The sequence below is a fragment of the Candidatus Solincola tengchongensis genome (genome assembly GCF_015711935.1).
GTDB lineage: Bacteria > Actinomycetota > Geothermincolia > Geothermincolales > RBG-13-55-18 > Solincola_A > Solincola_A tengchongensis.
The window spans coordinates 42,313-55,548 of record NZ_MU158682.1 but is presented as its reverse complement, the minus strand read 5'-3'; the positions used below and the strand labels follow the sequence as shown (position 1 = coordinate 55,548).

Annotated in this window: 12 protein-coding genes; 5 read left to right on the top strand and 7 right to left on the bottom strand. The window is 64.4% G+C overall.

The features are described 5' to 3' along the window. The 5 genes from H7007_RS13285 to H7007_RS13265 all read right to left on the bottom strand — a co-directional run. Window positions 1–773: GltB/FmdC/FwdC-like GXGXG domain-containing protein (locus H7007_RS13285; RefSeq protein ID WP_287155824.1), on the bottom strand; the 773-nt coding region annotated here is incomplete at its 3' end. Between the two features lie 167 nt (window positions 774–940). After that, window positions 941–2,452, bottom strand: a complete 1,512-nt coding sequence (locus tag H7007_RS13280) for a glutamate synthase-related protein (protein WP_287155822.1) — start codon at window positions 2,450–2,452, stop codon at window positions 941–943. A 17-nt stretch (window positions 2,453–2,469) separates the two neighbouring features. Beyond that, complete coding sequence (locus H7007_RS13275) at window positions 2,470–3,621, bottom strand: class II glutamine amidotransferase (protein WP_287155821.1); 1,152 nt, start codon at window positions 3,619–3,621, stop codon at window positions 2,470–2,472. A gap of 6 nt (window positions 3,622–3,627) precedes the next feature. Further along, on the bottom strand, window positions 3,628–4,953 hold the full coding sequence (locus H7007_RS13270) for an NAD(P)/FAD-dependent oxidoreductase (RefSeq protein WP_287155819.1): 1,326 nt from the start codon (window positions 4,951–4,953) through the stop codon (window positions 3,628–3,630). 111 nt (window positions 4,954–5,064) lie between these two features. Further along, entirely contained in the window at window positions 5,065–5,502 is a 438-nt protein-coding gene (locus H7007_RS13265; protein WP_287155818.1) for a 4Fe-4S dicluster domain-containing protein, read from the bottom strand. A gap of 301 nt (window positions 5,503–5,803) precedes the next feature. Between H7007_RS13265 and H7007_RS13260 the strand changes: the two genes are divergently transcribed. From H7007_RS13260 to H7007_RS13240, 5 genes are all read left to right on the top strand, one after another. Then, complete coding sequence (locus tag H7007_RS13260; protein ID WP_287155872.1) at window positions 5,804–6,799, top strand: DUF128 domain-containing protein; 996 nt, start codon at window positions 5,804–5,806, stop codon at window positions 6,797–6,799. Between the two features lie 19 nt (window positions 6,800–6,818). Further along, window positions 6,819–7,667 (top strand): ABC transporter ATP-binding protein, encoded by an 849-nt coding sequence (locus H7007_RS13255; RefSeq protein ID WP_287155817.1) that lies wholly within the window; start codon window positions 6,819–6,821, stop codon window positions 7,665–7,667. After that, window positions 7,664–8,455: an ABC transporter permease gene (locus H7007_RS13250; RefSeq protein WP_287155816.1), complete on the top strand. Its 792-nt coding sequence runs from the start codon at window positions 7,664–7,666 to the stop codon at window positions 8,453–8,455. The genes H7007_RS13255 and H7007_RS13250 overlap by 4 nt, the downstream gene beginning before the upstream one ends. A gap of 265 nt (window positions 8,456–8,720) precedes the next feature. Then, on the top strand, window positions 8,721–9,485 hold the full coding sequence (locus H7007_RS13245) for an acetoacetate decarboxylase family protein (protein ID WP_287155815.1): 765 nt from the start codon (window positions 8,721–8,723) through the stop codon (window positions 9,483–9,485). Window positions 9,486–9,715: 230 nt separating this feature from the next. Then, on the top strand, window positions 9,716–10,021 hold the full coding sequence (locus tag H7007_RS13240; RefSeq protein ID WP_287155814.1) for an MscL family protein: 306 nt from the start codon (window positions 9,716–9,718) through the stop codon (window positions 10,019–10,021). A gap of 293 nt (window positions 10,022–10,314) precedes the next feature. On the opposite strand, the gene H7007_RS13235 is transcribed toward H7007_RS13240, so the two are convergent. Together H7007_RS13235 and H7007_RS13230 are read right to left on the bottom strand one after the other, a co-directional pair. Next, complete coding sequence (locus H7007_RS13235) at window positions 10,315–11,655, bottom strand: RuBisCO large subunit C-terminal-like domain-containing protein (protein ID WP_287155813.1); 1,341 nt, start codon at window positions 11,653–11,655, stop codon at window positions 10,315–10,317. Window positions 11,656–11,673: 18 nt separating this feature from the next. Beyond that, on the bottom strand, window positions 11,674–13,236 hold the full coding sequence (locus tag H7007_RS13230) for a xylulokinase (protein ID WP_287155812.1): 1,563 nt from the start codon (window positions 13,234–13,236) through the stop codon (window positions 11,674–11,676).

The window sequence follows — 13,236 nt, the reverse complement described above, 5'->3', positions numbered from 1 at the left end:
TGGGACCGGGCGTATATCTTGAGGAAATCGGAGCCCATTATGGACGCGGCGTCGGCGGCGAAATAACCCGCGTACTCCTCCACGAAGGGACGGATGAGCTCCTTGTCCTCCTGCGTGGCCGGAACGGCGACCGCTTCCTTGCCCAGCTGATGTTCCTCGATCTCCCCGCGCAGGAAGATCAGGCCCCCGTGCATCCCGGTACCGATGTGCCGGGCTCTGAACCTGGACCTCTTTCCCTTCCCTCCCTTCAGGCCGAGCACTATGACCAGCCCGCCAGCCATGTACTCGCCGAGGAAGTCCTGTGTATCGCCGCCGATGACCAGCACGGGGCGAAGCTTCCGGTATTCCTTCATGTGTATGGCGGCGCGGTAGCCCACCCCGTCGCGGATGAATATCCTCCCTCCCCTCATGCCCATGGCCACGATATCCCCGGCCCGGCCGTGCACCACTATCAAACCGCTGTTCATGGTGTTCCCCACTCCGTCCTGGGCGTTGCGGTCCACGGTGATGCGGGGTCCGTCCATGAAGGCTCCCAGGTCGTTGCCGGGGACCCCGTGGATGACGATGCGCACCGGGCGCCGGATGCCCGATCCTATATAGCGCTGCCCGAAGACGTTCTCCACCACGATCTCCTCGACGCCCTCCGAGGCGGCGCCCTTGATCATGTTGTTCAGCTCCCGGTAGTGCAGATGGCGGGCGTTTATCTTCACCCTGCCGTCGACACGCATGAAGACGCCCGGGAGACCGGCATGGTGGTCGACATCGATCTTCATTCCCGCTTCACCCCTACAACTCCGCGCTCCCCGTCACCCGTCCCTCTCCTCTCGGCATGCTTATTCCGCTCATCTCATTTTTTTCTTCGCAACCCGGCCCCTTCCTCCAACTGCGCGGCCGCGCCTCACAAATGAAGAGACGGGCCGGGCACCGGGAGGTTCCCCTTTCAGGCACCTGCGTGTTTAATGCCCAGTATGTCCAATTCCTCCCTGGTGAGGCCCACGCCCCGCAGGCGCAGGCGGTTGCCGCGCAGGCTCTCGATGGCGTTTATGCCCATCCCGCCCAGCATCTCCATTATCTCGTGGGACCAGGCGCGGAGGAGGTTCACCAGGCGGCGGGCCCCCACCTCGGGGTTGAGGCGCTTGGACAGGTAGGGATCCTGGGTGGCGATGCCCCAGTTGCACTTCCCGGTATAGCACTTCTGGCACACGTGGCACCCCAAGGCCACTAGTGCCGCCGTCCCGATGTACACCGCGTCCGCCCCCAGGGCTATGGCCTTGACGACGTCTGCGGAGGAACGGATGCCGCCGGCCACCACGATGCTCGCCCGGTTGCGGATGCCCTCTTGGCGCAGGCGGTCGTCCACCGCCGCCAGGGCCAGCTCGATGGGGATGCCCACGTTGTCCCTAATCATGGTGGGCGCTGCGCCGGTGCCCCCACGGATCCCGTCGAGGACTATGATGTCCGCCCCGGCACGCACCATCCCGGAGGCTATGGCCGCGGAGTTGTGCACCGCGGCGATCTTCACCGACACCGGTTTGCTCCAGTGGGTGGCCTCCTTGAGGGCGTATATGAGCTGGGCCAGGTCCTCGATGGAATAGATGTCGTGATGCGGGGCGGGGGAAAGGGCGTCCGTGCCCTTGGGGATCATGCGCGTGCGGGAGATCTCGGCGCTGACCTTCTCCCCCGGGAGGTGGCCTCCGATGCCCGGCTTGGCCCCCTGTCCTATCTTTATCTCCAGCGCCGCCGCCACCTCCAGGTAATCCGCGTGAACCCCGAAACGCCCCGAGGCCACCTGGCATATGGTATGCTCCCCGTACTTGTAGAGGTTGCGGTGCAGCCCGCCCTCCCCGGTGTTGTAGTAGGTCCCCGCCTCCGCCGCGGCGCGGGCCAGGGATTCGCAGGCGTTGTAGCTGATGGCCCCGTAGGATATGGCCGAGAACATGATGGGGGTCTCCAGTTTAAGCTGGGGGGTTATCCTGGTCTCCAGGGAGGGCTTGCCTCCCTTCCTTCCCACCTTAAGGGCGTCGGGCTTGGCCCCCAGGTAGGTGCGCAGCTCCATGGGTTCCCGGAGGGGATCTATGGAGGGATTGGTCACCTGGCTGGCGTCCAGGACTATGCGGTCCCAGTAGATGGGGTAGTCCTTGTCGCAACCCATCCCGGTCAGGAGGACACCACCCGTCTCCGACTGCTTGTAGATGTTCTGCAGGACCTCCCTGGTCCAGTTGGCGTTTGGGGGATGCTGGGTCGGGTTGTGCCTCACCACCAGGGCGTTGGTAGGGCACAGGGTGGCGCAGCGCAGGCAGCCCACGCATTTGCTCTCGTCGGCGAAGACGGCGTCCTCCTCCTCGTCGTACCAGTGCACCTCGAAGGCGCACTGCCGGGCGCAGACCTCGCACCGGATGCACCGGTAGTCGTCCCGGTCGATGAGGAACTGCGGTAAGAGGTAGCTCTTCAAGCTCTCCAGCCTCCCTATCAAGCCGAATCCGAAGCAGGAAGGGATATGACCTCGGCGCCCTTCGTCTCGATTTCCTCCATCTTCTCCGCCAGCTCGGCTATTATGGGTTCCCCTCCCTGCGGGATCCACGTCTCCTGAAGGCCGTCGTCCACCAGGTGGATGGGAGCCTCCTCGGAGGAGATGTACATGAATTCACCGCTGCGCCCGGCCACCAGGGGCCGCAGCCTGATGCGGTCCGTGAGCCCTATCATCTGGCTCCGGTTGGAGATGATGATGCTGAAGGGACCGTTGAGGAGCAGGGAACCGTATGTCTGGCGCAGGGCGGTGTGCACCTCCCGCTCTCGCGGCGGCATGCGGTCTATCTCCGTCCACAGGGGCGCGGCGAAGACCCTGGCCATGTCCTCTACGGTGAGCCCGTGCTTCCTCAGCAGCAGGTCCACCCCGTAGGCGATGACCTCGGTGTCCGTGTGCAGGGTGCAGATATACCCGAACATCTCAAGGTAGCGGCGGTTTATTCCGTAGGAGGAGATCTCCCCGTTGTGCACCACGGACCAGTCCAGGATGTTGAAGGGATGTGCCCCTCCCCACCATCCCTGGGTATTGGTGGGGAACCTGCCGTGGGCCACCCAGGTGTAGCCCTCATAGTCCTCCAGGCGGAAGAAGCGGCCGATGTCCTCGGGGAAGCCCACCCCCTTGAAGACCCCCATGTTCTTCCCGCTGGAGAAGACGAAGGCACCCTCTATCCTGACGTTGATGTGCATCACCGCCTGGACCACAAAATCGTCGGCCTCCCGCTCCGAGCAGACCAGGCTTTCCCTGGGCCGCAGGAAATAACGCCACAGGAGCGGGGGGTCGTCCACCCCCTCGCAGGGGCGAGTGGGGATGACCTCCGCGCCCTCCACATCGAACCTGCTCTTGAAGAATTCCTCCGTCTCCTCCCTGGCCCCCTGGTCGTCGTACATCATGTGGAAACAGTACAGCTCGGCGTACTGGGGATAGATGCCGTAAGCGGCGAAGCCGCCGCCCAGTCCGTTGCTCCTCTCCTTCATGTTGGAGATGGCCGTGATCATGGGTTCTCCGTTGAACCTCTCCCCACGGACGTTCATCATCCCGAATATGGAACACCCGGAGAAATCCTTGTCGTCGCGAAAGCGTACCTCTCTGAGCATGGCCGCTTATCTCCTTCTCCTCTCGCGCTCCTGCCGAGCCTCGCGCTCCTGCTTGGCCAGGCCGGCCACCGCCTCCACGATGCGTTCCTCCCTCATGGAGCGCGGGAAATGGATGTGCCCGAAGCCCTCCTCGAGGAGGAAACCCTTTATCCTCCGCACGTTGGCCCTCTCCTGGATGAGGGAGGTGAGGATTCCCGCCCTCTCTATCTTTCCGGCCACCAGCATGCCCACCAGCACATCTCCCCGGATAACCGCCTTGCGGTAATCGCCGTCCTCGCCCCGCCGGATGAGCACCTCATAAGAAGCGTCGGGCGGGTTGACCACGCCGGCGGAGAGCACGGGAAGCCCGAAGAACTCCACGGCGTTCATGGAGTTGCCGCCGGGATAAGGGGCCTCCTTCCCGGCCATGTTCAGGCCCGCGTACTTTCCCTGTAAGGCCGCCACCGGCCAGAGGGCGTTCACCGTGGGTTCACCGCGCACAAGGTCGTAGGCCGCCACGGCGTCACCGGCGGCGTAGACGTCCGGCTCGGAGGTCCGTTGATGCTCGTCCACCACGATCCCGCCCTCGCAGCGCAGACCCGCCACCTCGGCGAGCTCGGTGCGCGGCCTCACCCCCACCGCCACCACCAGGAGGTCGAAGTCCAGCTCCGCACCGTCATCGAGGACCGCCGTACCGCGGTATCCGCCGCGGGCCGCGACCCGCGAGACGCTGCGGCCCGTAAGTATCTCTATGCCCGATTCCCTGCAACGCGCGGCCACCATCTCCGAGGCCGTCTCGTCCAGGGCCAGGGGGAGGACACGGTCCATCCTCTCCACCACAACGACCTCGCATCCCCGGGAGTGAAGGGCTTCCGCAGCCTTCATGCCTATCAGGCCGGCCCCCATCACCAGCGACCTCAGGGGGCGGGACGTCAGGCGGAGCATGGTCCTGGCGTCATCCCAGGACACGAAGGTGAGGTACATCGCCTCCTCCAGTCCTTCTACCGGGGGCATAAAGGGGCGGAACCCGGTGGCCAGAAGCAGCCTCCTCCACTTATACCTCTCGCCATCCGAGGTCTCCAGGCACCGCCGCTCCGGGTCCACCGCCTCCACCTTGCTCCCCGCATGGAAGTCGATCTTCCGCCTGCGGTAATAATCTGGGGGGCGGTAGTACATCCCCTTCTCGTCGACGGTCCCCATCACCAGGTAGGAGATAAGGGGACGGGAATAACAGCGGCGCTTCTCCTCGCCGAACAGGGCCAGGCTACCGTCCGGGTCCAAGCTGCGGATGGCGTCACAGGCGTTGATGGCCGCCGCCGAGTTGCCCACCACCACGTAGTCGTATGTCCGCATGTCCGCGCCTCTTCCTCTTCTCCCGCGCGACCCTTTCCTATACCTCCCCCGGGGACTACCCTCGGGCGCCGGACGGGCCGAGTGCCAATCCGGTTCCATGCCTACGTGCGCCTACTCCTCGACCAGCACCAGGGCCTCGTTCGGGCAGTTGGCCACGCAGGCCGGCACCTCCAGGTCCGGGCAAAGGTCGCACTTCCCCACCACCTTCTTGCCCTCCCCGTCCCTGCGTACAGCCCCGTAAGGGCAGACCAGGATGCAGGTCCAGCAGCCCACGCAACGCCGGGAGTCGTGGACCACCACTCCCGACACGCCATCCCTCTGCATGGCCCCCGAGAGGCAGGCCGTGATGCAGGGGGCCTCCTCGCAGTGCCGGCACTGCAGGGCGAAGGAGACGTGGCCGTGCTCCTCGACCTCCACCCTCTTGGCCGGCCTCCGCTCCTTCTTGAAGGCTTTGATGATGTTCCGGCTCTTGGAGTGCTGGACGATGCAGTGTATCTCGCATAGGCGGCAGCCGATGCAGTATTCCTCACGGGGGATTATGCGTTTCAACTATCTACCGCCTTTCGCAAGGCCATCGGTCTTGCCTTTCGCAAGGCCATCGGTCTTCCTCGCGGGTTCGGGATGACGAACCCGGCGTCCTCACCGCATCCGGGTCATAGAATATATTAATCGCAAAACCTGCCCACGACCATTGACAGTCTAACCCCTGGAGGTGACAGAGAGCACCGCTCCAGGGACTTTACGCCTTGAGGCGTATAGTCTATAATAATCGGCAATAGGTAACCTATTACCTATAATAAGCCTAATAATTGCTATGTCAAGACCATATAACGGTAAATAGTTGCCGATTATGAATGAGGATGCCTTTCTGGAGCGCAAGACCCTCTCCATCCTGGAGGTCCTCCAGGAGGCGGGTAAACCCCTCGGGGCGAGGGCCGTCTCACGGGAGCTGTCCCGCAAAGGGCTGGACCTCAACGAGAGGACGGTGCGCTATCACCTCCTCCACCTCGACGCCAGGGGGTACACACGCCTGGTGGGAAGGAGCGGACGGGTTCTCACCGAGAAGGGGGCCAGGGAAGTGGAGGGTGCCCTGGCCGTGGAACGCCTGGGCTTCGTCAATGCGCGCATAGACGACCTCGCCTGGCGCGCCGACTACGACCTGCGCACGGGAAAGGGCCGCGTGGTGGTGAACATCACCTTCTTCCCTCAGGAACAGGAGCCGAGGGCCATGGAGGCCATGCGCGGCGCCTTCCGGGCCGGCCTCTGCCTTTCCGACCTGGTGCAGCGATCCGGTCCGGGCGGGCGCATCGGCCGGTTGGAGGTGCCCTCCGGGATGGTGGGTTGGGCGACCCTGTGCAGCGTGACCCTGAACGCCGTGTTCCTTCGCCACGGGATACCGGTGGAATCCACCTTCGGAGGCCTCCTGGAGATGCAGGATGGTAGGCCCCGCCGCTTTACGGAGATCATCAGCTACTCCGGCTCCACCCTGGACCCCATCGAGATCTTCATCAAGGGAAAGATGACCGGCGTCCACGCCGCGGCGGAGACCGGCAACGGGAGGATATGCGCCTCCTTCCGGCAGATCCCGGCCAGCGCCCGCGAGCGGGCCGCCGAGATACTGGAGGAGATGAAGACCGCCCGCATGGGAGGCCTAGTGGTGCTGGGGAAACCGGGGCAGCCTTGCCTGGAGATACCCTGTCCCAAGGACCGGGTCGGCCTGGTGGTGGCCGGAGGGCTCAACCCCCCCGCGGCGGCGGAGGAGCTAGGGGTGGACACCTACTCCCGGGCCATGGCCGATCTGGTGGACTATTCGCTGCTGGTACCCTTCTCCAAGGTAAGGCCCTGAAGGAAGGCGGTGAGCCCTTATGCCGAACGGGACCTCTCGGGGACCGGTTCTGGAGATAGTGGACCTGGTCAAGGAGTTCCCGAGGCCGGGACGGGGACTTCGCTCCTACCTCCAGCCCGGCTGGAGGCGGGGGAAGGTAAGAGCCCTGGACGGGGTCAGCTTCTGCGTGAGCGGCGGTAGCATCTTCGGGATACTGGGGACCAACGGCGCGGGCAAGACCACCCTCCTGAGGATAATCATGAACCTCCTGCTCCCCACCTCGGGAAAGGTCACGGTCATGGGCCGCGAGCTGGAGAGAAACGACTACCGGTACCGGCGCCAGCTGGGGATGGCCTCCGGGGAGGAACGCAGCTTCTACTGGAGGCTCACCGGGCGGCGTAACCTGGAATTCTTCGCTTCTCTCCAGGGCTTGGAACGCCGCGTCGCGTCGCGGCGGATAGACGACGTCGCCTGCCTTCTGGGACTGGAGGAGAACCTGGACGTACCCTTCTCCGACTACTCGGCCGGGATGCGCCAGAGGATGTCCCTGGCCCGGGCCCTCCTGCACGACCCCGAGATACTCCTGCTCGACGAGCCCACCCGCTCCCTCTCCCCGGAGACCGCCCTCCCCCTGCAGGACTTCATCCGCCGCAGGCTGGTTGAGGAGAGGGGCAAGACCGTGCTCCTGGCCACCCAGGACATGCGCGAAGCGGAGAGGCTTTGCCGGGAGCTGGTGCTCCTGGACCGGGGACGGATCCTTTATGCCGGACCGCTCGACGAGCTCATGGAGAGAGGTAAGGGGGAGCTGGGAGAAGATGCCCGGCTGGAGGACATCTTCGTGGCCTTGGTGGGTGGTGGGGGGTCGGGCGTTGCCGGAGGTGCGCGGTGAGAAAGTGCCTGGCTTTCCTGAAACGCGATTTCCTCATCGAGACCAGCTACCGCTTCAACTTCCTCCTCTCCCTGGCCGGCCTGCTCTTCTCCGTCACCATCTTCTATTTCCTGGGGAAGATGGTGGATCCTTCCATGGTGAGAGGGTCGGCCGACGACTATTTCTCCTTCGCCCTGGTGGGGATGGCCCTGGCCCTGTTTTTACGCACCGGCCTGGGGTCCTTCGCGGAGAGCCTGCGCGAGGAGCAGATGGCCGGGACCCTGGAGGCGGTCATGTCCACCCCCACCTCCCTGGTGACCGTGGTCCTCTCCTCCTCCCTGTGGCGCTTTACCTTCACCTCCCTGGCCGCCCTGGCCTTTTTGGGGACGGGGGCCCTCTTCGGCGTCTCCTACGCCGGGGCCAACTGGGGCGCCGCGCTGCTCATCTTCGCCCTCACCGTCGCCGCCTTCTCCTCCCTGGGCATAATCTCCGCCTCCTTCATCGTCACCTTCAAGCGCGGGGACCCCGTCAACTGGCTGGTGAGCAGCCTTTCCGTGCTCCTCGGCGGGGTCTTCTACCCGGTCACCGTGCTCCCCGCATGGCTGAGGCCTCTCTCCAAGGCCCTTCCCATCACCTGGTCCCTGGAAGGGCTGCGCGCCGCCCTCCTGCGCGGAGCGGGCCTGCACGAACTGCGCGGGAAGATGGCCGTACTGGCAATCATTACCATTACTCTGCTCCCCCTCAGCCTGGCCCTCTTCCGCCTCGCCGTGAACCACGCTCGAAAGACGGGAACCCTCTCCAAGTACTGAACCGCGGCCCCGCCTTTCCGAGACCGGCCTTTCTTGCCCTATCTCCCGCTTTTTTTCCGGCTCCGCCCGCCAGGTTCCGAACTCCTTCGTCCGAGCCACGAACCCGGCCTCGCGCTTCGACCTCCCCCCGTCCGTTTAAAACTCCGCGCTGAGGGCAGGTATAATAATGCCGACCGCGGCTCGGCGGCAGACGTCCTTTACCAGCGGCCGTCACGGCGTATCGGAATCCGGGGGCCGGCGCCATCGGGGGAACGGAGGAGGTAACATGGAAGGGCTCTTCTTCGCGGACGTTGAGCAGAGGGAAGTGCAGATAACCGGGGGCTCCTGCGCCGTTCCGATCCTTTACCGGGAGGTCTTCGCCGTGGCCGGGATATTCCTTGCCCCCACCCTGAAGCTCCGCGACCTGCTGCCCACATCCAAGCTGGTGCCGGCGGAGGTGATGCCCGGAAAGGGCCTCCTCGCGGTCATGGCCTTCGATTACCGGGACACGAGCCTCGGTCCTTACCGGGAACTGGCCATAGCCGTGCCGGCGCGCTACCGGCCGCGAGTCAACCCCATGCTCATCCCGCCCCTGCGCATGGCCGCCTCCCTCTCCTTCGAGGCCTTCGTCTGGCAGCTCCCGGTGACCACGGAGGTCGCCCTCCACGCCGGCATCGACATCTGGGGCTATCCCAAGTTCATGGCGGAGATCGGTTTCGAGGAGGGCGAGGAAACGGTGACCTGCACCCTCGAGGAGCAGGGCAGGCATATACTGACCCTGGAGGTGAAGAAATCCCTGCCCCGCATGAAGACCTATTTCGACTTCAACACCTACACGGTGAAGGACAGGGAACTGCTCTTCACCTCCATCCGGGGACTGTCCACCTCCCTCGGAAGGAGCTTCCTGCCCGGAACCGCCCGCATGACCCTCGGGGAGCATGAGATCTCGAGGAAGATCCGCGAGATAGCGCCGGGGAAGAGCATCCATTCCCTGTACATCCCCCGGGCCCGGATGCTCCTGCCCGAGGCGGAACAGCGCCTGCCCCTCTGAAATACGCCCTGCGGCAATTCCCGGCCTCGGTTCCGGTCATTTCGAGCTCATTCCTTCACTCGGCCTGAAAACGCATTGTACCGGGATGCAGATCAGCGGAGGGGGATCCCCGTAGGCCCGTCCGCGAGCTCCCAGAAAGGTATTTCCTTTGTCACCGAAGAAAAATCCGTTGAGTTTGAAAAGGTGTCGGGGTCTTGCTTGAAGGAACCGGATATGGGGAGGTAGGGGCGATGAGAGGTTTCGTCGAGTTCGTGCGTAAACAAGGTGTTGTGGGCATGGCCATAGGCTTTATCGTGGGCGTGGCCACCGGTGCGCTGGTGAATGCCCTGGTTACCGACCTCATCAATCCCATCATAGGAGCTATTATAGGTAAGGTCACCCTGGACGAGCTCACTTTCACCATTGGGAAGTCCGTCTTCAAGTACGGGCATTTCATCGGCGTCCTCATCAACTTCCTGCTCATCCTGGCCGTGGTCTACGTCCTCTTCAAAGTCCTGCGCCTGGAAAGGCTGGATATCGAGGAAGAAAAGGATTGACCGCGCCATTTGGCCCGCCGACGGGTATCGTATCCCAGATCTTCCGGAGAACGCTGCAGGGGAGGCCGACCTCCGAAGGCCGAGGTCTCATCAAGAGGATTGCAAGGGTCAAAAGGCGTTTTCTTTCCCTGCCCATCTGTTCCCGTAACCCGCTTATCCCAAAAGAACTCGAGGCCTGAGGCAAGGCAATCCCGAGGCGGGTGATCAACGGATCCCTCAGATCCGATGAACGGGCGGATGGCGGCCTTCCCCCGCCTGAGGGATTACCGACCCGGCTGCATATATCGCTGGGGTCAGCCGAGGTGCTCGGTCTTGGCCTCGATGCCCGCCTCCGCGGTGGTCTCCTTGAAGACGCCCTCCCAGATTCCCAGGGCCACGGCCAGCTCCTGGTGGTCCTTCGCGTACTCGTGAAGCGGGATGCCCTGCATGGTGGCGTCGATGGCCTGGCGGAAGGCCCGGGCCCCGGCCGTGGGCCCCATGGGATGAGCGTGAATGCCCCCGCCGGAGCCGATCATGATCTCCCTGCCGAGGTCCGCCACGCAGGTGGGGACCATCTCCGGGGTTATGCCCCCGGAGGGCATGGGCATGGAGGGCTTGATGTTGTGCATGGGGTAGTGCATGACGTCCGCCGTGTACACGAAGCGGTCCTTGAGATAGGGCGCCTTGCCGTACGGCGCCGGGAAGACGATGGCGTCAGCCCCGGCCAGGCGGGGCAGTTTGGCCAGGACCAGGTGAGAGGCGATGCCCGAGATGGGCGACTCGTAAAGAGCGCCGGCGCAGTCCATGTGCGCCAATATGGGCACGTTTATGTCCGGGTCCTCGGCCAGGGCCTGCAGGGCGGGGAGCCCCACGGCCAGGTAGTTGACCATGATGGCGTTTGCCCCGGCGTCCACGGCGCGCTTGGCCACCTCGAACATCTTGGGCAGGTTGTCGGAGACGTTCACCGTGTACAGGGTGTGCTCCCCGGTCTCCTCGTAGACCCTCCTCTCCATGGCCATGTAGGCGCGCACCCTGTCCTCCACGCGGTTGAAGGCCATGTCCGCGATGAGCTCGTCGTCCTTGATCACGTCGCACCCGCCCAGGGCCGCCTCGTAGAACAACTTCTCCCCCACCTCGCAGGAATACCCGGTGCAGGGTTTTATCATGTTGTTGAGCAGGGGGCGGCGCTCCTTCATCCCCAGGGCCTCGTAGATGCCGTCGATACCGAACTTGGGGCCCCGGAACCCCTCGGTGTACTTCTTCGGAAAGTAGAGGTCGAGCAGCTTCACCTTCCCCGCCATGGAGATATTTCCCACCACAGCGGTGAGCAGCATGGGTATCTGGTGCTCGATGTTGCGGAAGGGGAAGGCGATCTGCACCACGTAGGTGCGCTCCTCCACCCCCCTGGGCACCTCGAACTCGTAGAAGGGCACCTCGTGGATGCCGATGACCTTGGCCACGTGCTTGGCCCTCACCTCCGGCGTCTCCCCGGGGACCGGGGTCCAGGTCCCCGTGGACTGCTCCACGGCCAGGAAGGGGGCCAGGTAGTACATGATGGCCTCCCGGGGGAGGGCGGCGTAATAGGTGGCCACGATGAACTCGTCGTAGTCTATGCCCTCGGGCAGGGCTTTCGGCTGGGCTTCGTAATAGAGCATCTCCTCCTACCTCCTCGTCTATCCGGCTTCGCAGGCCTCCTCGCCCTGGTTAAGGCGGCGGCAGAGGCCGCACAGGTTTCCGTACAGTTCGCGGAAAACGCCGTACAGTTCCTCGTACTCCGGGACGCAAGCGGTGTCGGGCTCGAAGGTCCGCCGCACCCGCACCGCCTTCTTCAGGTCGCGGTACCCTTCGTATTCGCCCAGGGCCGCCGCCACCGCCAAGGCGCAGCCGATGGCCCCCGCCTCCTGAGGATCGGCCACCGCCTCGATTTTCCTCCTGGTAACGTCGGCCATGATCTGCATCCAGACGTCGCTCCGCGCGCCCCCGCCGATAGCCCTCAGGGTGCGGCAGGGGAACCCGGCGTCCGCCACCGTGTCCACCAGCCAGCGGAAGTTGTAGGCCACGCCCTCGTATATGGACCGCAGGAGGTGCTCCCGGCTGTGGTTCAGGGAGAGGTTGACGAAAGCGGAACGTATGGTGGTGTCGGTAATGGGAGCCCTCTCCCCGAAGAGCCAGGGGGTGAAGAGCAGGCGCTCCGCTCCCGGCTTCACCTTCTCCACCACCTCGTCGAGCACGGCGAAGATGGCCATCTCGTCCCCCCTCCGCGCCGCTTCCTTTTTCTCCCCCTCGGTGGCGAAGTTGTCGGCGAACCACTTCAGGCAGGCCCCGGCGGTCTCCGTCTCCCCGATCATGAGGAACATCTCCGGGTCCGCGGAGGCCACGGAGACGATGCCGTTCTTCCCCAGGTTCTTGGGCTTCCTAACGGAGACCACCAGCCATCCCGAGGTCCCCAGGTAGATGTGGCCGTCCCCGTGCTCCAGGGCTCCGGAGCCGGTGGCCGCGGCGGGCACGTCTCCCATGCCCCCGATGACCGGTACGCCCGCCTCCAGCCCCATCTCCTCCGCCGCTTCGCGGGTGAGCAGGCCGACAACCTCCACGGAGCTCTTGATGTCCGGCATCTTCTCCAGGGGTATTCCCAGCAGGCGCGCGAACATCCTGTCCCATTCCCGGGTCTTGTTCTTCAGTATCCCGGTGACTCCCGCCCCGGTGTGGTCGATGATCATGTTCCCGGTGGCCCTGAAGACCAGGTAACCGGTGACGTCCAGTATCTTGTGGGTGGCGGCGAAGACCTCTGGCTCCTTCTCCTTTATCCAGAGTATCTTACAAACGACGTCCTTCCCCGAGGGGACTGCGCCGGCCAGGGCCATGAGCACCCGCGAGCCCCCGAACCTGCGCACCAGCCTGGCGGCCTGCTCGTCGGCCCGGCTGTCGATCCAGATGATCGCCGGGCGCAGGGGGACGCCCTTCTCGTCCACCGGGAGCACTCCCAGCATCTGGCCGGCGAACCCCATGCCCGCCACCTGGCGTGGATTGATGCGGCTCTCCTTGAGGACCTTGCGGGTGCTCACGGTCACCGCCATCCACCAGTCGAGCGGATCCTGCTCCGCCCAATGAGGGTGGGGATAGGAGGTCGGATAGGGTTCAAAGCAGGAGGCCACGATGTTTCCGCCCAGGTCGGTCAGCACCGCCTTGCTGCCGCCCGTCCCCACGTCATGGGAGATGATGAACTTCTCGCTCAT